The organism is Paeniglutamicibacter sp., from assembly GCF_046714615.1.
Lineage (GTDB): Bacteria > Actinomycetota > Actinomycetes > Actinomycetales > Micrococcaceae > Paeniglutamicibacter.
The window spans coordinates 1-18,967 of the sequence record NZ_JBKKAP010000126.1; the positions used below are offsets into that span (position 1 = coordinate 1).

Below are 18,967 nucleotides of genomic sequence, written 5' to 3' on the forward strand. Positions count from 1 at the left end.
GCGGTGCGATGCCGCCGCCGAAGACGGAGGAGAACTCCCGGCCCAGCGCGACGCCGGCGTAGCGGTAGCGGGACCCGAAGAGCTCGGGGAAGTAGGCGGCCTGGACTCCGACGGATCCCTGCGCCGCGAAGATGAAGCCGAGCACAATCACCAGCGAAATCAGGAACAGGTTTCCGGTGTTCAGCAACAGGAAGGCCGGGACGGGGAAGACAAACAGGAACGCCGTGATGATGAGGTACATTCTGCGGCGGCCGTAGCGGTCGGACAGGCTGCCGAAGGCGTATGCCGAGACGCAGGCGAAGAGCGCACCCACCAGTAGGACCTTGGGAATGAACGTCGCGTCAATCTTGAGCTGCGTGATCAGGTAGGAGCCAAGGAAGACCTGGAAGATGTACGAGTGCGCGTTGGCGCCCACGTTCATAAAGAAGACCCGGAACAGGCCCGCACGGCCGTTCTTGACGACGTCGGCCACGGGGGTTGCGCGGACGACGCCGGCGATCTCTTCCTTCTTTTCCTCAAAGACCGGTGATTCCTTCAGCTTGCGGCGGATCACGTAAGCGGCGATGGTGACGAAGATCGACGAGAAGAACACAGGCCGCCAGCCGTAGGCTTCCAGGGCTTCGCGGGGCATCATCTGCACCAGTATCCAGACGACAGCGCCCATCGCGGTGCCGGCGGCGGCACCAACGAAGACGAGCGAGGCATAGCGTCCGCGGCTACCCTTGGGGGCAGTTTCCGCAACCAGGACCACGCCGCCAGCCTGTTCAGCGCCGGCGCCGAATCCCTGGAGGAAGCGGCAGGCAACCAGCAGCACGGGGGCCCAGATCCCCGCCTGCTCGTAGGTGGGCAGCAGGCCGATGGCGAACGTGGCGATGCCCATCAGGAAGAGCGTGGCCACCAGCACCCACTTGCGTCCCAGCCGGTCACCGTACTTGGAGAAGAAGAGGCCACCGAGGGGGCGTGCACCGAAGCCGACGGCGTAGGCACCGAACGCGGCGATGATGCCAATGGCCGGATCGATGTTCGGGAAAAAGATCTTGTTGAAGATGATCGCCGACGCGGTTCCGTAGATCACGAAGTCGTACTGCTCAAGTGCCGTGCCTACCAGGCCCGCCCAGGCGGCCCGGCGGACGTTCTTCTGGTCGTGCCGCAGAGTCGTGGCGGCAGGCTGCGCGCCGGCCGTCACTGTTCCGCCGGCGGGAACACCGTTGTTCTCGTTCATAGTCACCAATCCAAAGATTCTTGCCATACCTATTATAGGGATGGCGTCCCACTTTCAATAATCCAACTATAAGCGACATCACACCCCTAAATGCAACCCCGGTCACACTCACAAAAGCCCCGGCAGGGAAAGCCCCAAGTCATGTCAGACTGATGGCATGGAAAAACCGACCGGAGCAAAGACCCTCGAGCGCGGCCTCGAGCTGCTTGACCACGTTGCAGCGGGCATCGACAGGCTCGATGACATCGCCGCTGCGGCCGGTCTGAGCCGCTCCTCCACCCACCGGATGCTTTCTTCTCTGGTGGCCGGGCGGTACCTCTCCCTGGGTGCGGACAACCGCTACCGGCTCGGCCTGAAACTGATGGAACTCGGCGCCCAGACCCAAAGCAGACTGAACCTGCCCGAGGAAATCCAGTCCCGGCTGGCTGAGATCGCCGAGGCCACCCGGGACACCACCCACCTGGGCATCCTGGAGGCCGACGACGTCCTCTACCTCGCCAAGGCCAGAGGAACCCGCGGCATCGAAATGGCCTCGCGGCCCGGCGGCCGGCTGCGCGCCCAAAACACCGCGATGGGAAAGATGATCCTCTCGCTGCGGCCACGCGCCGAGGCGCTGACGCATTTCGATCCCACCGCCACGATCACCGACTACTCCCTCAAGACGGTGGAAGACTTCGACCGAGAGCTGACCCTGGTCCGCGAACGCGGCTACTCGCTGGACAACCAGGAAAACGAGCTGGGCATCATCTGCGTCGCCATCCCCATTCCGGATCTCAGCGGCCAGCCGGTCGCTTCGATTTCGGTCTCGGCCCCCAGCGTCTACATGACCCCGGAACGGATCTCGGACCTGGTGGCACTGCTGAATTCGCACGCGCCTCAGATCACCAGCTGCCTGCCGCCGGGGTTCAAGGATTCCTGGGAGTGATCCGGAACTTCTGCACCGTGTGACCTGGATGCAAGCATCTTCCGTCCCCCGGCACCACGATTGTTAGAGCTTGCTCTTCTGCGCCGGAAGGCGCCCGGGATCGGGCTTCGTCTTGGGCACGCCACACGATCGATCCGCGTTCTGGGAAGCAACGATTCCAGTCTTTTTCCACTGCCCTTCGACAGACACCCCAGGCCCAGCGTCCAGGGCCGTGAAGCCACACCCAAAATGATCGGCCAGCCGGCCGAATGCGCGATGAATCTCCAGCCGCCCGTGGCGTAGCGTCGCTTCCGTTCACGCAGTCTGAAATTCCCACCGCGCGTGCCCACAGTCCATCAACGCGCTGCCACGCGTCAAGAAGATATCGCCTCCCTGCACAGGTTTTACAGCGCTGTCATGCTTCGGAAACATCAGGTCAATCACGATTTTTCCCTTATTCTGCGCGAAACAAAGCCGAAAGCCATGCGGAATCTTGCCCCGATATGTTTGCCCTACCCGCACAACAATTTGGGAAGGGAGCACCGCATGGAACCCGCAGATACCGCTTGGATACTGACAGCTTTCGCATTGGTTCTATTGATGTTCCCCGGTCTTGCCATGCTCTATGGCGGCATGCTCAACGGACGCAACGTCCTGAACATGGTGCTGATGGTCCTCAGCTCACTGGCCGTGACGGCAGTGGTGTACGTCGTGGTGGGTCACGGATTGGTCATGGGCGATTCGGTCGGAGGGGCAGGCATCATTGGCAACCCCTTCGAGCACTCGTTCCTCACCTCCATGATGGTTGATGACGGCAGCGGCGGCCCGCTCTGGGCAGCGTTCTACCTCCTCTTTGCCGGCATCAGCATCGCGCTGGTTGCCTCCGGCGCCGCGGGCCGCATGAAGTTCGGTGCCTGGCTGGTCTTTGTCGCCATCTGGGTGCTGTTGGTCTACGCACCGCTGGGCCATTGGGTCTTCGCCTTCTCCAACGAGGAAACCGGAGCTGTTGGCGGCTGGATGCGCACCCAGCTGAAACTGCACGACTTTGCCGGCGGCACCGCCGTGCACCTGAACGCCGGCGCGGCCGGCCTGGCTCTCGCGTTGGTCCTGGGCCGACGTAGTTCCCCCGCCGGGCGTCCGCACAACCTTCCGCTGATGCTCGTGGGTGTTGCCCTGATCGTCACCGGGTGGATGGGGTTCAACGGCGGCACGGCGGGCGGCGCAAACTTCCTGGCCCAGTACGTCACGCTCACCTCCCTGCTGTCCCTGGCCGGCGGCATGCTCGGCTTCATCACCATTGAACGGTTCCGCGACGGCCACGCCACCATGCTGGGCCTGGGCACCGGAGCGATCGCCGGGTTGGTCGGGATCACCCCGATCGCCGACGCCGTCGGACCCCTCGGCGCCCTGGTGGTCGGCTTCGTGGCCTCGGCCGCGGCCGCGTGGGCCATCACCTGGAAGCGGCGGCACCGGATCGATGATGCGCTGGATGTCTTTGCCATCCACGGCATCGCCGGAATCACCGGTTCCCTGTTCGCGGTCTTCTTTGCCAATGCCGCAGCCCCTGCCGGATTCAGCGGCATCGTCTTCGGCGGCAGCATCGACCTGCTGTGGCACGAGGGCCTGGCCCTGCTGGTCACCATGGTCTACAGCTTCGCCATGACCTACGCCATCGCGTGGACCATGAACAAGATCGTTCCCATCCGGGTGAGTGCCGAGGATGAGGAACTCGGCCTTGACCGTTCCCTCCACGCCGAAACGGCCTACGAGGGCCGCACCTTCTGAATCCCCCAAGTGGCACACACTCCCCCAACGCGCGAAAGGCACCCAAGCATGAAACTCATTACCGCAGTGATCAAACCGATCCGCGTCGAATCGGTGTCCAAGGAATTGGAAAGGGCCGGCTTCACCGGATTGAGCGTCAGCGAGATGCAGGGCCGCGGCGCCCAGGCCGGACGCACCGAGTACTACCGCGGCCAGGCGTTCGCCGTGGAGTTCCGCACCAAGATGTGCATCGAGCTGCTGGTCGACGATGACGAAGTCGACCAGGCCATTGACGTGATCGTCGCGGCAGCCCGCACCGGGTCCGAAGGCGAGATCGGCGACGGCAAGGTCTGGGTGACGCCGGTGGAACGCATTGTGCGTGTCCGCACCGGAGAGCTCAACGAAGCGGCCATCTAACCCAGCACCCTAATTCCTGCTGCGGCGGCGCCCCGGTCCTTGCGGCCGATCGGCCGCCGCAGCAGTACCCGCGCCACTAGTTTCCCCGGCCCCGCGCCGGATCACCGCGTTGTCTTGAGAACGGCCTCCCGCCCCTACGACAAACATCGACTTCCGTTTCCTGAGCGAAGCAGACCTGCTCGAGGCCGGCGTCACCGACATCGCACGCTGCGTGGACGTCATGGAGGAAACCCTGGTGCTCAGGCACAAGGGAGATTGCCTGATGGCCGGAGAGAACGGCAATTCGCACGGCGCCATTCCAATCCTTCGCGCGGGAAGGGTTTCGCTCCGTGCCGGTGATAAAGTGCCTTGAAGAATGAGTGACAACGAACAGAAGTCCGCGCAGACGCGCCGCAGCAGCCATTTGTCGGATGTTCCTTCCGAAAAGCTGTCACTCCGCGAAGCCCAAAAGCGCCTGACCAGGGAACGCCTGATCACGGCCGGCGAGGCTGAATTCAGGATTCGCGGCTACAACGAGACGACCGCGGAGAACATCGCCACCTCCGCCGGAACCTCCCGCGCCACGTTCTACGTCTATTTCAAGTCCAAGGCCGAAGTGGTCCTGGAGCTGATGCAGCGCTCTGCACCGGATGTGCTCAGCGCCTACAGCGACCTCGACGCCATCACGAAACCCACTCCGAAGAACGTGCGGGCATGGCTGCGCACCACCATGGCGCTGTGGGATACGCGGCGCAACGATTTCACCATCATGGAACAGGCGCTCGCCAACGACGACGCGGTGACCGACTTGTGGATTTCCACGCTGGCCAATACCTACCGGGTCATGCCCCGAACCTTTGGCCGGCTCACCGATGCCAAGGACCACGAGCGGGCACGCTTGCACCTGTTGACTCTGCAGTCGGCCCTGGAGCGGATGATGTACTTCGCCGTGATCCGGCGCCGGCCCGTCAAGATGGACCTGCTGCTCGACACTCTCACCGTCCAATGGCTGGCTTTCCTGGAATCCACGTTCCCGGACCACGACAAAAGCTGACGCCACCGACAATTTCTGTCGGCAACGCCAGCTTCAGTGCTGTTAGAGCGAGAGCTTCAGCGGGCATCCGCCCTTGGAGCGGGAGACGCAGATGAACATCGATTCGCACTCCACCTTTTCCTCATCGGTCAGGATGGAATCCCGGTGATCCACCTCGCCCTCAACCACCGGCGTCTCGCAGGTTCCGCAGGTTCCCTCGCCGCAGGACGAGATCACGGACAGGCCCTCGGCCTCGGCCACTTCCAGGATGCTCTTGCCCACCGGGATGCTGAGCGTGACACCGCTGTCAACGCATTCCACCTCGAAGGGGACATCCCCGCCGGTGTCGAATTCCTTGGCCACAAAACGCTCGACGTGCAGGCTGCCCGAAGGCCAGTGGGCCGAAGCGGCCTCAACCACCTTGAGCAACGGTTCCGGACCACAGCAGTAGATCAGGGTGTCCGGCTGGATCTCGCCCAACAGCTCGCCGAAATTGACGTAGCCTTCGGTTTCCTCGGGAGCCAACCTAACCTTGTCGCCGTGGGTCTGCAGCTCCTGGGTGAACGCCATGGTGGCCAGCGAGCGCCCGCCGTAGACCATTGACCACTCGGCGCCGTCATGTTCGGCCTGGGTTGCCATGGCCAGGATCGGGGTGACACCGATCCCTCCGCCAATGAAGATGTAGCGGCGCGAGGGCAGGAGCGCGAAGTTGTTGCGCGGGTGGCTGACCGTGATCAGGTCGCCTTCCTGGATGGTTTCGTGGATCGCCTTGGAACCGCCGCGGCCGTTGGCCTCCTTGAGGATGCCAATGCGCCATGCACCTTGGTCACCATTGGGGGTGCACAGCGAGTACTGGCGCACGAGGTCGCCCACGACGACATCAATGTGGGAGCCGGGTGTCCAGCTTGGAAGGGCTTCCCCGTGGGGATCCACCAGGGACAGGGAGATCACGCCGTCGGATTCCTGTACGCGCGAGCTGACCCGCAGCTGCTGGCGGGCCTGCGGATCGGCGGGCAGTTCCCGACCGTTCCCGGACACGATGTCCTTCGCGTCCCACCTGACCTGCAGGCTGCGCCGCACCGGCAGCAGTGCCATGCGGATGAAGTCCAGTTCCCAATTCTCGGCCGGGTGCAAACCCGGAAGGCGCTCGTAGAGCACCTCGAGTCCGACAGCACCTTGAACCCGGGCCAGGGGCTGGCCCAGGCAGGTGTGGCGGCCCTTGGTGAAGGAAAGGTGGTCGCGCGGATCCTCTCGGTGGATGTCGAACTCGAAGGGTCGCTCCACGTGGTCCGGGTCCACATTGACGCTGGCCAGGGAAATCCAGACCATGTCCCCGGCCTTGATCTCGGCCCCGCCCAGGGTCACGTCGATGTTGGACCGTCGCGAGGCAAAGGGGGAAGACGGGCGGCGACGGACAGTCTCATCAAAGACCCGCTGCCAGAGCGCCGAGTCATCCAGGGCTTCGGCAATGGTGCCCGGGGAATCGTTGAGGAAGAGCACGGCATTGGCCATGGCCTGGGCGGTGGTGTCGGTCCCGGCGGCGGCGAATTCGCTCAGGTGCAGCGCGATCTGGGCCTCGGACAGCGAGTAGTTCCCGTCCTTGTCCTTGTCGCGGGCCATCACCGAGATGAGGTCGTCGTTCTGGCTTTCGCGGCGCTGCGCCACGATGCCGCGCAACACCAGTTGGGTCTTGACGTAGCGATCCCAGACCTCGGAGCGCCGAGGTTCGGGCAGTTCCTCCTGCGCGCTGGCCAGCACCTGGAAGAAGTCGTCGCGCAGCTGGTGCATCATCGGCACGTATTCCAACCCCAGGTCCATCAGGGCCATCAAGGTTTGGGTGGTCAGTTCCAGGCAGTAGTTTTCCAGCAGGTCGATCTCGCCGAGGGACTCGAAGTTGTCCAGGATGCGGTGCGCGCGCGCTTCGATCTCCGGGCGCAGCGCCTCGATGCGTGGCTGGAGGAATCCCTTTTGCGCCACCCTGCGCGCAATGGTGTGCCCCATGGGGTCCGAGCCCACCAGGATCCGGGAGATCAGCTCCGAGGGCATGGTTTCGACGTGGGCGTCGGGAACCGTGATCAGGCCGGCGTTGGAGGCACTGGAGAACTTCTTCCAGTCCGAGAGCACGAACTCGGCGTCGGCGCGCCTGTTGACGATCCAGGCATTGAGGTAGGGGAAGAAGAAGGTGTCGACATCTCCCCTGGCCTCGGTGATGTGGCGCGTCGGATCGAGATAGTAGGCATCGGACATGGGGTCGAAGCCCGGTGCCAGGGGACGGCTCGCGTGGTCGATTACTGGTGTGGTTGTCATTTTTTGCTCCGGCCGAGGTCTTAGAGGGCTGCTGCGGCAGCGATGGTGGAAAGCTTCTGGAATCGCAGGACGTTGTCGCCCTCGTCCATGACACCGGAGGTGAGGCAGACAAAGGTCATGTCGCGTTCCGGGTCGATCCAGAAGAGGGTGGAACCGGCACCGTAGTTTCCGTGCGTGCGCGGGCTGGTGAAGGGCCCGAAGAAGGACGGGTGGGTTCCGGTCCCGCTCAGGGAGAAGCCGAGCCCAAAGTTTCCCGGCGGCTCTTCCCAGCCACGGGCCTTGGCGATCATGGCGTACAGGTCATTGGTCATCTCGCCGGTTTGCAGGGTGGTTGCGGCATCCAGGATGGCCGGGGCAATCACGGCCTTGCCGTCGACCTGTCCATTGCGGCGAAGCATCTCGGCAAAGGCAAACACGTCCTGGGCCGTGGAGACCGAACCAACCCACGGCATTTCGGCATCCTCATCCACGACGTCATTGAGATCCTCAATGTCCTTGGGAGAGAGCCAGCCGCTGTCCGGGATGTAGGCCTTGAGCGGAACAATGCGATCCTTCCACTCATCCAGCGGCCCGAAACGCGTGTCCTTCATGCCCAAAAGCGAGAGCAGGTTCTTCTCGGCCAAATCCCGGAATGACTCCGCGCCATAGACGCGACGGAGCATTTCACCCATCAGGGCGTGGTTGATGGCCGGCGAGTAGGTGAGGTTGGTGCCCGGCTCGTGAATCACGTCGAGCTTGCAGATCGCGGCAATGACGTTTTCGAGGTTGCCGAGTTCCGAGGTTGGAACCGGTTCGGGAGTGGCCGGCATACCCGAGCGGTGGGTCAAGAGGTGACCGAGGTTCACCCGGTCCTTGCGCATGGTGCGGAAGCGATCCGTTCCCCAGAACTCCGGAATCAGGTCCACGACGCGGGTGCTCAATTGAAGCTTTCCCTCACCGAGCGCTTGGTAGACCAACGCATTGGTGAAGGCCTTGGTCAGCGACAGCACCCGGAAGATGTCATCGTCCTTGAGTTCGCGCCCGGCGGCACGGTCGGCCCAGCCGATCGTGGCGTCGAGTCCCACTTCTCCGTGGCGGGCAACAATGATGCGGGCACCGTCGTAGCTGCCCTCACTGATGTCGTTGCGGATGGTGGTCTCGAGCAGTTCGAGGGTCTCGGCGTTGAGGTCGGCGCTCATGGGTCTCCTTGGAATTCTGGGAATGGGGTTGGGCCGGGAAGGAAGGTGTGAATGAGCTTCCAGGGACTACATGTACAGGCCGCCGGAAGGCGAGAGGGTCTGTCCGGTGTAGTAGGCGCCGGCTTCACTGGAGAGGAAGAGCAGGGTCTGCGCGATTTCCTCGGGGGTCGCCGGTCGCTTGATCGGCTGCATGCCGATCAGCATGCCGGTGATCTCCTCGGGCTGCTGGCGGAAGAGTGGGGTGTCGACTGCACCGGGGGCAATGGCGTTGACGCGGATGTTGAACGGGGCGAGTTCGGCTGCGGCACCGCGGGTCATGCCGAGCACCCCGGCCTTGGAAGCCGGGTAGTACAGCGGCATGGGCACACCCATCAGCGCCGCCGCGCTGGAGACATTCACGATTGCTCCGCCGCCGGTGCGCTTGAGCAACGGCGCGGCAGCCCGGATGACATAGAACGGGCCAAAGAGGTTCACGTCCATGACGCGGCGGAAGTCCTCATCTGTGATGTCGGAGAGGAAGTCGGGGTGGAACACCTCACCGGACTGCGCGGCCCGGAAGGACTTGACGTTGGATTCGACGAGCCTCTCATTGGCCGCACGGCTCGGTGCGTTGACGCCGGCGGCGTTGATGACAATGTCCAGCCGTCCGTGCTTTGCCTCGATATCCGCGAAGAGCGCATTGACTGCGGCCGAGTCCGCGACATCGAGCGGTGCGGTGTGGATGTTTTCCGTCGTGGAGTGTTCCCGCGCCAGGCCGTCTGCGGAAAGGTCGGCGGCAATGACGATTGCGCCTTCCGCAGCGAAGGTGCGCGCCGTGGACAGGCCGATCCCTGAGGCCGCACCCGTAATAAAGGCGACCTTGCCGTGAAGCTTGCCGGAGGACGCGAAAGCAGTCGTGCTGGTTTCCGGAGAGGCTGAGGTGAGGGTCATGGGAGTCCTATCAGGAGGTGGCGACAAGTTCGGGAAAAGTAATCCGCGTCACCGGATTTGGGTGGCGCGTGTCACCATCATTGCAACTCGCTAGACACTTGTCCAGTGAGTTTCGAAAAATATTCATGATTCACGGTCACCGCTCAGCCAACTTGCCAGACGGGTGTCCACAGTGGATGATGGGAAAAACTTCCGTGACCCACGTCCCATTTCCGATTCGACCACACCGACCCCGCGTACCCAGCCGTTCGGGCGCACGGCTTGAAGTCGATGAATTCCCGCTTCCCACACCGAAGGGTGACCCATGACCGACCACATCGATTCCCCCGAAAGCGCGACACCTCCGCTTGGCCTCACCTGGGGCATCAAGCGCAGCTTCGTGCGTTATGTTTCGTTCCTTCCCGACGTCTCGGTATCCATCGAGGGCGGCGCCGAGGCAACCAATGGGAGCTACTTCAACTTCGCGCCCAATGGCGGAGAGCTGGATCCACACACCGGCTACGGCACCCTGCACTTCAAAGGCGAAGTCCGCATGTCCGGGCACGGCGGGATGATGCGTCTGGATATCCTGGACCCCTGGGTAGCCCTAACTCCCCAAGGTGCGACTCTCGGGATATCCGCAGGACCCGCAACCGGCGGGATAGTCCTGGCCACCCTGGAACTTCCACCGCCCGAGGCACTGAAAACCGGCACACTGTGGCAAGACGTCCCGACGTTCCTCGCCCCCGGCGGCGTCGCGCTCTTCAACGACCAGTACCCCGTTGGCCAGGAAATGGATCCCCTCTTCATCAACCTCCCCATCACGCCGGCGGGCTAATTCAAGGGCCGGCGGCACCACTTCGACGTCGACGCCCGGGCAACGAATGCGCCCGGGCTTCAGCGAATCCCGTGGCGCCCCCAAGGGAAACGTCACCACCTTCGCCCGCCACCACCCGCCACCACTCGCCCGCACCCGGCCTCGGGCCACCGAAACGATCCAGGCGCAGGTGAGTCTGCCGGCAGCATCGACTCCCTCGATCGGTGTCGATTTCGCGCGCCACGCTGCCATGCTCAATGCGCCGCGCGCGTCCGCCGACCCAAGCCATCGCGGAATCCGACGATCGCCTGGAACCTTGGACCGCTGGCAAAACAGCCGCCTACCAATTGTCGAAACAACCCCCTCACCCAGGGGAATCCCCAGATTTTGGGCCATACGTAAAACGTATATTGACGGCAACTCAATTACTTGTTCTATATGTATTGGACTTCTAGGATCGGTGTGACCCGCCGCACACAACCGTTCCAAGCCACTCCCGCTTAAGACCAACCTCCAGGAGGATGCCCAATGTCGAGCATCACGACCACACCCCCGACAGCACGCCAATCATTGCGTCGCGTTGCCGCGGCCTCACTGGCCGGTAACGCCATTGAGTACTACGACTTCTCCATCTACGGACTGGCTGCAGCCCTCGTCTTCCCCCAGATCTTCTTCCCGTCCTCCGACCCGCTGGTGGGAACGCTGGCAAGCTTCGGGGCATTGGCGGTCGGTTACCTCTCCCGCCCACTGGGTGCGATCGTCTTCGGGCACTTCGGTGACAAGATCGGGCGCAAGCCCATGCTGGTGTTCACGCTGCTGCTCATGGGCATTGCAACGCTCGCGATCGGCCTGCTCCCCACCTACAACGAAATCGGCATCTGGGCCGCTGTCATCCTGATCTTCCTGCGCTTTGTGCAGGGCATCGCGTTCGGTGGCGAATGGGGCGGCGCCATCCTGATGGCCTTTGAATACGCGCCCGAGAACCGTCGCGGCTTCTTTGCCGCCGTGCCTCAGGTCGGACCGGCAACCGGTGCACTGCTCGGCAACGCCGCTTTCCTGGCCGTCACGCTGCTGCCGCGCGAAGACGTTCTGGACTGGGCTTGGCGCGTCCCCTTCATCCTCAGCTTCGTACTGGTCATCGTGGGCATGATCATCCGCCTGAAGATCGCCGAATCCCCCGAGTTCCAGACCACCAAGGACAAGGGACTCGAGGTCAAGGTTCCGATCGCCTCCGTCCTCAAGAACAACTTCAAGGCCGTCCTGCTGGTGGCCGGCAGCTTCCTGGGCTTCGGAGCCTTCTCCATCGTGGTCATGACATTCCTCGTCGGCTACAGCCAGAACACCCTGGGCATCCCCGCCTCCACCATGCTGAGCTTCACCATGATCTCCTTCGTCCTCCAGATCCCCATGATCCTGCTCTCCGGGCACCTCTCGGACAAGTACGGCCGCAAGGTGCTGGTCATCTTTGGAACGCTCGCAGCGATCGCCGGCATCATCATCATGTTCGCCGCCGTCGTCTCGACCCAGCCCGCATTGATCGGTGTTGCCTACGCCCTGGGCTTCGGCTGCCTCTACACCTTCTGCTACGGCATGCAGCCGGCCCTCTTCGCCGACAGCTTCCCCGCCGAGGTCAGGTTCACCGGCATGAGCCTGGGCTACCAGCTGGGCAACGTCCTGGGCTCGGGATTCACCCCGCTCATCGCCACCTGGCTGGTCATGACCACCGGCAACATCGTCTTCGTCCCGGTCTTCGTGGTCGCAACCCTGCTGATCTCACTGGTCTGCCTGTTGCAGCTGGTCAAGCTGGCCAGCCAGCGCAAGCAGGTTGAAGCACGGGAGTTCGCCACCGCCGCCGCGGGCAACTGACACCACTTTCCGTTCCATCCTCGCGGCCACACCGCTCCCCTCCTCCACAGTCAAAGGACCACCATGCAGTTTGAACACACCACCCTGGGCCAGCGGGTCCTCTTCGGAACCGGCCTGGCCGCCGAACACGTGGCCGCCGAAACCGCGCGGCTCGGGGCCACGAACATCATGTGCATCGCCTCGGAGTTCGAGCGCGAATTCGCCCAGATCGCCCTGGCGCAGGTGCAGGTCGCGTTGTGGCACACGGACGTGGTCCAGCATGTGCCGATCGCCAATGCCGTCGCTGCCCGCCAGTCGGCGACGGACGGGCACATCGATCTGATCGTTTGCGTGGGCGGCGGCTCCACCACCGGCCTGGCCAAGGCCGTGGCCCTGACCACCGGGATTCCCATCATTGCCGTTCCCACCACCTATGCCGGTTCGGAGGCCACCAACGTCTGGGGCCTGACCGAGGAGGCAACCAAGACCACCGGCGTTGATGACATGGTGCTTCCGGCCACCGTCATCTACGACGCGGCCCTGACCCTTGGCCTTCCGGTGGGGTTGTCCGTGGCCTCGGGCCTCAACGCCCTGGCCCACTGCGTGGATTCCTTGTGGGCGCCGCGCGCCGATCCCATCAATGCGGCACTGGCTGCCGAGGGCGTGCGCGCCCTGGCGCAGGGCCTGCCGCTGATCCACTCCGACCCCACCGACATCACGGGCCGTGAAACCGCCCTCTACGGTGCCTACCTTTCCGCCGTGGCCTTCGCCTCGGCCGGTTCGGGTCTGCACCACAAGATCTGCCATGTGCTGGGCGGAACGTTCAACATGCCGCACGCCGAAACCCACGCGACGGTCCTGCCCTACGTGCTGGCCTTCAACGCTCCATCGGCCCCCGAAGCCGCCTCACGCCTCTCGGCCGCCATCCGCGCGGGCCTGGGCGCCAGCGCTCCGGCACTGGACGGACTGGATGCCGCGGCCGAAGCCGTCGCGCTGCTGAACGAACTGCGCACCCGCTTGGACGCGCCCACGGCCCTGAGCGACTACGGCTTCACGGCAGCCGACATCCCGGAGGCGGTGACCCGCATCCTCAAGGCCGCACCCGACTCCAACCCCACGGCCGTGACCGAATCCAACATCGCCGAACTGCTCGGCGCTGCCCTTGCCGGTACGACTCCTGCCGTCCTGTCCCCGGCCCTCACCTAACCCGAACCCCCAAGGAGCACACATGAGTATCGACAACGCCTTCACCGATGCGGCACCGGCCCAGGGTCTCTCGGATGAACAAATCGCACGCGAGGAGACCCTGGTCTCCGAGGTCATCGGCTCCTTTGCCGGAGGCGGCAGCGAGCGTGACCGCGAGCTGATCAATGGCCTGGTTCGCCACCTGCATTCCTACATTCGCGAGGTGCGCCTCACCGAGGAGGAATGGAGCACCGCGATCGGATTCCTGACGCGCGCCGGCCACATCACCACCGACACCCGGCAGGAATTCATTCTCCTCTCCGACGTCCTGGGCGCCTCGATGCAAACCATTGCCGTGAACAACGAGGCGGTGGGAGATGCCACGGAGGCCACCGTGTTCGGTCCGTTCTTCGTTGAGAACGCCCCGGAAATCGCCATCGGCGGGGACATCTCCGGCGGAGCCGCCGGCGAGGCCTGCTGGGTCGAGGGAAGCGTCAAGGACACCAAGGGAAACCCCTTGCCCGGCGCCCGCATCGAGGTCTGGGAAGCGGACGAGGAAGGGTTCTACGACGTCCAGTACAACGACGGCCGCACCGCCGCCCGCGCCCACCTGCACAGCGACGCGGACGGGAACTACGCGTTCTGGGCATTGACCCCCACGCCCTACCCGATTCCCCATGACGGCCCGGTGGGCCAGCTGCTGGAGCGCTTCGACCGCTCCCCGGTGCGCACCTCGCACCTGCACTTCATGGTCTCGGCCCCCGAAACCCGCACCTTGGTCACCCACATCTTCGTTGATGGCTGCGAGTACCTGGACAAGGATTCGGTCTTTGGCGTCAAGGAATCCCTGATCAAGGACTTTGTCCCGCAGCCGGCCGGAACCCCGGCCCCGGATGGACGGGATCTGGAGGGCAAAGCCTGGAAACGGGTTGCCTTCGACATCGTCCTGCCGCCGGTCTAGGCATTCACCAAATTTTTCTCCCCCACCCCCAAGAATTCGAACCAGAGTAGAAACAGGACCCACCATGGAATCCCACCACACCCACGCCGAAACCCTGCAGGAAGGCCTGGAGATCCGCAAGGAAGTCCTCGGTGCCGCCCACGTCGAGAAGTCCCTGGCCAACGCCACCGAGTTCGGCAAGCCCATCCAGGAACTTGTCACCGAATACTGCTGGGGTGCCACATGGTCCCGTCCGGGCCTGGACCGCAAGTCCCGCTCCATGATCAACCTGGCGATGCTCACCGCCCTGAACCGCGGCCACGAGCTCTCCGTGCACGTCAAGGGCGCCATCAACAACGGCGTCACCCCGGAGGAAATCCAAGAGGTGCTGCTGCAGAGCGCCATCTACGTGGGCGTCCCGGCGGCCCTGGAATCCTTCCGCATCGCCGAGGCGACCCTGAAGGAGATGAGCATCAATGTCTAAGCCACGCATTGGATTCATCGGGCTCGGCAACATGGGCACGCCCATGTCCGCACGCCTGCTCGAGGCCGGATACACCGTCGTCGGCACCGACCTGTCCGCCGAGAACCGCGCCCGTCTGGTGGCCTCCGGAGGTACCGCGGTCCAAGGCACCGGCGAGGTCGCGGCCTTGGCCGACGTGCTGATCCTGATGCTGCCGAACTCCTCGATTGTGGAATCCGTCCTGGAAACCGACGGCGCCGCGGCGGCACTTCCCGCCGGTGCCATCGTGGTGGACATGAGTTCCTCCGAGCCCTTGCGCACCCGCGCACTGGCCGAACGCCTGGCCGCAGCCGGCGGCCCCACGCTCGTCGACGCCCCGGTGTCCGGCGGCGTGGGCGGAGCCGTCAACGGAAAGCTGACCATCATGGCAGGCGGCGACGCCGAGACCATCGAAACCCTGCGCCCGATCCTTGAGGTCCTGGGCAAGGTGCGCCACACCGGGGAGGTGGGCTCGGGCCACGCGTTGAAGGCACTGAACAACCTGCTTTCCGCGACTCACTTGCTAGTCACCTCCGAGGCCATGGCCGCGGGCAAGGAATTCGGGCTCGACCCGCAGACCATGCTCGAGGTATTCAATTCCTCCAGCGGACGCAGCGGTTCCACCGAGAACAAGTGGCCCAACTTCATCCTGCCGGGCAGCTTCGATTCGGGCTTCGGCCTGGCCCTGATGCTCAAGGACATGAAGATCGCCGCGAGCCTAGCCGAGAGCCTGGGCCGTCCCTCACAACTCGGCGCACGCGCCGTCGAGCTGTGGGGCCAGGCGGCCGCCGAGCTGGATCCGGCCTCCGACCACACCGAGATCGCCCGCTGGGCGGCATCGAAAGGCTGACCCGCAGCATCGCTCATGGCGTCTTTTTCTCGTGGATCATCCCCGGAAAGAGACGCCATTGGCGTTTGCTCCCCTGTGCGCCTTCTGCCCGCTCGACAAGGTGCGCGACCCGTGCGCAAAGAACATTCCGACACCGTCGATTGATGATTGACTGAACGGATGAGTTCGCACTTCTACCGCCCAGCAGAGGGCCACAGGCTTCCGCATGATCCGTTTAATGCCATTGTCGGGCCGCGTCCGATCGGTTGGATTGGAACGCTTTCCCCTGCCGGGGTTCGCAACCTCGCACCGTACAGCTTCTTCAATGCGTTCTCCTACACGCCACCACTCATTGGCTTCTCGAGCACCACTCGCAAGCACACCGCGCGCAACGCCGAGCTGAGCGGCGAGTTCACCTGGAACCTGGTGACGCGCCCCCTCGCGGAGCAGATGAACGCAACGTCAATGACTGCCGATCTCGATGAATTCGCCGCATCCGGCTTGGAAGCCGCCGACTCCGTTGATATCAGTGCGCCGCGTGTCGCGGCCTCGCCAGTGAGTTTCGAGTGCCGGGTCAGTGACGTCATTGAATTGCGTGGAGCTAACGGGCGCACGTCCACCGGGGTGCTCACGATCGGCGAAGTCATCGCGGTGCACATCGATGAGGCCCTGATTTCCGAGGGCATCTACCAGACGGCCCTCGCCCAACCTGTCCTGCGCGGTGGCGGGCCAAGCGCCTATTTCGAGGTGCTTGCCGAGGGCCGCTTTGATCTCACGAGACCACGCTAGAACGTCAGCGCAATTGGTCAGCCCCGGAGCGCTTTAGCGCAGCGCACACCAAAAAACGGGTGGATTCCATAACCCCTATATAGGGACAGGGAATCCACCCGTTGGATGGTGTCTGGCTGGGCGAACCCTCAGTGGCTGTGGCCCACGACCTGGTGCACGGTCTTTGGTCCGGAGGTTTCGAATTCCCGGGTCTGCCGTTTGGTCTCGGCCTCATAGGTCTCCAGGTCGCCGCGGTGGCGGGCGACCATGCGGCGGCGCGCCGACGGCGCCACGTGGCAGAGCCCGGGGACATCGGCATTGTCGCGGCAGTCGATGCTGCCGGCCGCGGGTGCCACCGCGGCCAGCGAGGCACCGCTGCGGCCCAGTCCGCGGCTGGTGTAGCGGCGGCGGGCCGCTCCGGAACACACCGGGCAGTCCTGGGTTTCCGGCGCCGGGGCCGCGATGAAGAACTCGCTGTCCGCCGCACAGTCACCACACCGGTAGTCGAAGAACATCCGGCTCATCAGGACAGCTCCCGCAAGGCCCCGCCGAAGTCCTCCCAGTCGCGCGGATCGTGGGCGATCCACAGCTTGGCGTTCTCCGCGTCGCGCAGCTCCTTGAGCTTGGTGATGGACGCACGTGCCTCTCCGTAGTCCCAGTCCGAGGGATCCACTTCGTCCCATTCGACGGCTTCGCGCAGGTGCACGGTGTCGCCGGTGAGGATGACGTTCTGCGACGGCAGGCGGACCAGCGCGCTGAGCTCCCCCGGGGTGTGCCCGGGCGTGTGGTGGATCTGGATGGCGCCATCGCCGAAGAGGTCAAAGATCGGGGCCTGGACGGTGGTCCAGTTGAAGTCCATGACCTCATCGGAGAAGTCGCCCGGGTTGAACAGGTGCGCAGTGGCAGGGCCGGGGCCGGCTGCCCATTGCAATTCGCCGGGTCCTGCATAGAACTTCGCCTGGGGGAAGAGATACAGTCCGCCGGAGTGGTCGGCGTGGGTGTGTGAGAGCACCACGTGGGTTATGTCCTCGGGACGGTAGCCGAGCTTGGCCAGCTGCCGGTCGATGCGCTGCTCCGGCGTGCCGGAGATCATGGAGGTTTCCGGGCGGTCGCCGTAGACCAATGCCGGGTCCTCGCACACGCGCGGGTCCATGCCGGTGTCAAAGAGCACCAGGCCCTGTTCGTGTTCGATCACGTAGGCCGGAAGCGGGATCTCCACGGTGCCCTCGGCGCCGACCACCAGGTGCTGGGCGTCAATGGTCATCTTCGGCGAGTCCAGGCCCCACATGCGGATGTTGGTGGAGCGTGCGGTGTGCGCGGCCGTGGCCCGTGCGCTTGTTTGTGACATCTTCTACTGCCCCTCGTGGTTGATGTATTGCTGTTCCGGAACCCGTTGCGGGTTGCCGTGGTGATCCGTCCGGAGGCCGTCGAGCCAGTCCAGGACTTCTTGGAAGACCTCGTGGTTGTTGGCCTCGAAGACGAGCCCGTGCCCGTTGCCCGCGATGCCTTCATTTCCCAGCGACAGGTGCGTGGCCAATGCACCCTTGGTGCGCAGGAAGTCGGTTGTTGCCTTGTCCGCCTCGCCGCGTCCGGAGGCTGCCCCGGACACCACGAGGACGGGAATGCCGTCCAACCTGTCCCCTTCAAGCGGAACGGCGGTGGCCCCGAATTCCAGGGAGCCCCTTGCACCGAGGTCGCGGAACGGCGGACCAAGGGGTTCGACGGAGATCACCGCCTGGACCAGTTCGGGGACCCGGGAGGCCGCAAGCCACCCGGCCGCGGCCCCGGCGGAGTGCGTGAGAAGGACACTGCGCCCGATGATTTTCAACAGATCCACCAGGCGCCGGGCATCGAGCTCCTGGCCCAGGGCCGTGTCCAGCAGCATGCCACTGGAGGAGGCAACGAGTGCGTCGAGTTCCCCCGAGCCGGGTTCCCTGCCCCAGGCCCAGGCAGGATTCGGCACCGCGGAAGACCCGGAGGCCGCCGGCGGGACGAACACCGCCGAGACTCCCGCATAATCCGGGAACGGCGTGCGCGCCCCCAGCCGCGCGGGGTCATAGGGGGAACGTCCGTGGCCGGGACGGTCCAGCAAGTAGGCGGGGCTTCCCGCCGCTACCGCCTGGACCGCCCAGCCCGGAGCCGAAGCCGAGACCCCCAGCCAGTCCGTGGACTGGCCGCCACCGCCGTGGACGAAAACGAAGGGCATCGCCGAGGTCCCGCTGGCCGGGGCTTCCCACTGGACCCAGGCCGGTCCCAACTGCCAGGGTTGCGTTTCCGGATCCTGCACCTCTCCCGGAAGAAAGAATCCCCCGGTCCGTACCGTTCGTGCAGCCTCGTCGTGGTGCGGTGCGGTGGCCCTCATGCCGAA

18 protein-coding genes are annotated in these 18,967 nt (G+C 64.4%); 11 read left to right on the forward strand and 7 right to left on the reverse strand.

Going from position 1 to position 18,967, the window contains the following annotated elements:
- Positions 1 to 1,222: MFS transporter (locus tag ACLQ7E_RS14795; protein WP_411733339.1), on the reverse strand; the 1,222-nt coding region annotated here is incomplete at its 3' end.
- A 157-nt stretch (positions 1,223 to 1,379) separates the two neighbouring features.
- Between ACLQ7E_RS14795 and ACLQ7E_RS14800 the strand changes: the two genes are divergently transcribed.
- From ACLQ7E_RS14800 to ACLQ7E_RS14815, 4 genes are all read left to right on the forward strand, one after another.
- Positions 1,380 to 2,147: an IclR family transcriptional regulator gene (locus ACLQ7E_RS14800; protein WP_411733340.1), complete on the forward strand. Its 768-nt coding sequence runs from the start codon at positions 1,380 to 1,382 to the stop codon at positions 2,145 to 2,147.
- 525 nt (positions 2,148 to 2,672) lie between these two features.
- A complete protein-coding gene (locus ACLQ7E_RS14805; protein ID WP_411733341.1) occupies positions 2,673 to 3,911 on the forward strand; it encodes an ammonium transporter in 1,239 nt (412 codons plus the stop codon).
- Positions 3,912 to 3,959: 48 nt separating this feature from the next.
- Positions 3,960 to 4,307 carry a P-II family nitrogen regulator gene (locus tag ACLQ7E_RS14810; RefSeq protein WP_411733342.1) on the forward strand — a complete coding sequence of 116 codons (348 nt, stop codon included), beginning with the start codon at positions 3,960 to 3,962 and terminating at the stop codon, positions 4,305 to 4,307.
- A gap of 355 nt (positions 4,308 to 4,662) precedes the next feature.
- Positions 4,663 to 5,340 (forward strand): TetR/AcrR family transcriptional regulator, encoded by a 678-nt coding sequence (locus ACLQ7E_RS14815; RefSeq protein WP_411733343.1) that lies wholly within the window; start codon positions 4,663 to 4,665, stop codon positions 5,338 to 5,340.
- A gap of 42 nt (positions 5,341 to 5,382) precedes the next feature.
- On the opposite strand, the gene ACLQ7E_RS14820 is transcribed toward ACLQ7E_RS14815, so the two are convergent.
- From ACLQ7E_RS14820 to ACLQ7E_RS14830, 3 genes are all read right to left on the reverse strand, one after another.
- Positions 5,383 to 7,626 (reverse strand): cytochrome P450, encoded by a 2,244-nt coding sequence (locus tag ACLQ7E_RS14820; protein WP_411733344.1) that lies wholly within the window; start codon positions 7,624 to 7,626, stop codon positions 5,383 to 5,385.
- A gap of 20 nt (positions 7,627 to 7,646) precedes the next feature.
- Entirely contained in the window at positions 7,647 to 8,804 is a 1,158-nt protein-coding gene (locus ACLQ7E_RS14825) for a serine hydrolase domain-containing protein (protein ID WP_411733345.1), read from the reverse strand.
- A gap of 66 nt (positions 8,805 to 8,870) precedes the next feature.
- The gene (locus tag ACLQ7E_RS14830; protein ID WP_411733346.1) at positions 8,871 to 9,734 is read right to left on the reverse strand and encodes an SDR family NAD(P)-dependent oxidoreductase; all 864 of its coding nucleotides are present in this window, start codon (positions 9,732 to 9,734) and stop codon (positions 8,871 to 8,873) included.
- Positions 9,735 to 10,038: 304 nt separating this feature from the next.
- On the opposite strand from ACLQ7E_RS14830, the gene ACLQ7E_RS14835 reads away from it, so the two are divergent.
- From ACLQ7E_RS14835 to ACLQ7E_RS14865, 7 genes are all read left to right on the forward strand, one after another.
- Positions 10,039 to 10,551, forward strand: coding sequence for an HtaA domain-containing protein (locus tag ACLQ7E_RS14835; RefSeq protein ID WP_411733347.1), 513 nt, complete (start codon positions 10,039 to 10,041; stop codon positions 10,549 to 10,551).
- A gap of 507 nt (positions 10,552 to 11,058) precedes the next feature.
- A complete protein-coding gene (locus tag ACLQ7E_RS14840) occupies positions 11,059 to 12,396 on the forward strand; it encodes an MFS transporter (RefSeq protein ID WP_411733348.1) in 1,338 nt (445 codons plus the stop codon).
- A 63-nt stretch (positions 12,397 to 12,459) separates the two neighbouring features.
- Positions 12,460 to 13,581, forward strand: coding sequence for a maleylacetate reductase (locus ACLQ7E_RS14845; RefSeq protein WP_411733349.1), 1,122 nt, complete (start codon positions 12,460 to 12,462; stop codon positions 13,579 to 13,581).
- A 22-nt stretch (positions 13,582 to 13,603) separates the two neighbouring features.
- Positions 13,604 to 14,521: a dioxygenase gene (locus tag ACLQ7E_RS14850; protein WP_411733350.1), complete on the forward strand. Its 918-nt coding sequence runs from the start codon at positions 13,604 to 13,606 to the stop codon at positions 14,519 to 14,521.
- Between the two features lie 64 nt (positions 14,522 to 14,585).
- Complete coding sequence (locus tag ACLQ7E_RS14855) at positions 14,586 to 14,984, forward strand: carboxymuconolactone decarboxylase family protein (protein WP_411733351.1); 399 nt, start codon at positions 14,586 to 14,588, stop codon at positions 14,982 to 14,984.
- Entirely contained in the window at positions 14,977 to 15,852 is an 876-nt protein-coding gene (locus ACLQ7E_RS14860; protein ID WP_411733352.1) for an NAD(P)-dependent oxidoreductase, read from the forward strand. The genes ACLQ7E_RS14855 and ACLQ7E_RS14860 overlap by 8 nt, the downstream gene beginning before the upstream one ends.
- 147 nt (positions 15,853 to 15,999) lie before the next feature.
- On the forward strand, positions 16,000 to 16,620 hold the full coding sequence (locus ACLQ7E_RS14865) for a flavin reductase family protein (protein ID WP_411733353.1): 621 nt from the start codon (positions 16,000 to 16,002) through the stop codon (positions 16,618 to 16,620).
- Between the two features lie 128 nt (positions 16,621 to 16,748).
- Here ACLQ7E_RS14865 and ACLQ7E_RS14870 read toward each other — a convergent pair whose 3' ends face one another.
- From ACLQ7E_RS14870 to ACLQ7E_RS14880, 3 genes are read right to left on the reverse strand one after another with little or no spacing between them, the layout of a single operon-like run.
- Positions 16,749 to 17,123 carry a hypothetical protein gene (locus ACLQ7E_RS14870; protein ID WP_411733354.1) on the reverse strand — a complete coding sequence of 125 codons (375 nt, stop codon included), beginning with the start codon at positions 17,121 to 17,123 and terminating at the stop codon, positions 16,749 to 16,751.
- A complete protein-coding gene (locus tag ACLQ7E_RS14875; RefSeq protein ID WP_411733355.1) occupies positions 17,123 to 17,947 on the reverse strand; it encodes an N-acyl homoserine lactonase family protein in 825 nt (274 codons plus the stop codon). Before ACLQ7E_RS14875 ends, ACLQ7E_RS14870 begins: the two co-directional genes overlap by 1 nt.
- 3 nt (positions 17,948 to 17,950) lie before the next feature.
- Positions 17,951 to 18,961, reverse strand: coding sequence for an alpha/beta fold hydrolase (locus tag ACLQ7E_RS14880; protein WP_411733356.1), 1,011 nt, complete (start codon positions 18,959 to 18,961; stop codon positions 17,951 to 17,953).
- Positions 18,962 to 18,967 lie beyond the last annotated feature (6 nt).

Coding starts and splice junctions, on each gene's coding strand:
- ACLQ7E_RS14800 (WP_411733340.1), top strand. CDS start 1,380: ATGGAAAAACCGACCGGAGCAAAGACCCTCGAGCGCGGCCTCGAGCTG.
- ACLQ7E_RS14880 (WP_411733356.1), bottom strand. CDS start 18,961: ATGAGGGCCACCGCACCGCACCACGACGAGGCTGCACGAACGGTACGG.
- ACLQ7E_RS14825 (WP_411733345.1), bottom strand. CDS start 8,804: ATGAGCGCCGACCTCAACGCCGAGACCCTCGAACTGCTCGAGACCACC.
- ACLQ7E_RS14860 (WP_411733352.1), top strand. CDS start 14,977: ATGTCTAAGCCACGCATTGGATTCATCGGGCTCGGCAACATGGGCACG.
- ACLQ7E_RS14830 (WP_411733346.1), bottom strand. CDS start 9,734: ATGACCCTCACCTCAGCCTCTCCGGAAACCAGCACGACTGCTTTCGCG.
- ACLQ7E_RS14805 (WP_411733341.1), top strand. CDS start 2,673: ATGGAACCCGCAGATACCGCTTGGATACTGACAGCTTTCGCATTGGTT.
- ACLQ7E_RS14845 (WP_411733349.1), top strand. CDS start 12,460: ATGCAGTTTGAACACACCACCCTGGGCCAGCGGGTCCTCTTCGGAACC.
- ACLQ7E_RS14835 (WP_411733347.1), top strand. CDS start 10,039: ATGACCGACCACATCGATTCCCCCGAAAGCGCGACACCTCCGCTTGGC.
- ACLQ7E_RS14855 (WP_411733351.1), top strand. CDS start 14,586: ATGGAATCCCACCACACCCACGCCGAAACCCTGCAGGAAGGCCTGGAG.
- ACLQ7E_RS14850 (WP_411733350.1), top strand. CDS start 13,604: ATGAGTATCGACAACGCCTTCACCGATGCGGCACCGGCCCAGGGTCTC.
- ACLQ7E_RS14820 (WP_411733344.1), bottom strand. CDS start 7,626: ATGACAACCACACCAGTAATCGACCACGCGAGCCGTCCCCTGGCACCG.
- ACLQ7E_RS14875 (WP_411733355.1), bottom strand. CDS start 17,947: ATGTCACAAACAAGCGCACGGGCCACGGCCGCGCACACCGCACGCTCC.
- ACLQ7E_RS14870 (WP_411733354.1), bottom strand. CDS start 17,123: ATGAGCCGGATGTTCTTCGACTACCGGTGTGGTGACTGTGCGGCGGAC.
- ACLQ7E_RS14810 (WP_411733342.1), top strand. CDS start 3,960: ATGAAACTCATTACCGCAGTGATCAAACCGATCCGCGTCGAATCGGTG.
- ACLQ7E_RS14840 (WP_411733348.1), top strand. CDS start 11,059: ATGTCGAGCATCACGACCACACCCCCGACAGCACGCCAATCATTGCGT.
- ACLQ7E_RS14815 (WP_411733343.1), top strand. CDS start 4,663: ATGAGTGACAACGAACAGAAGTCCGCGCAGACGCGCCGCAGCAGCCAT.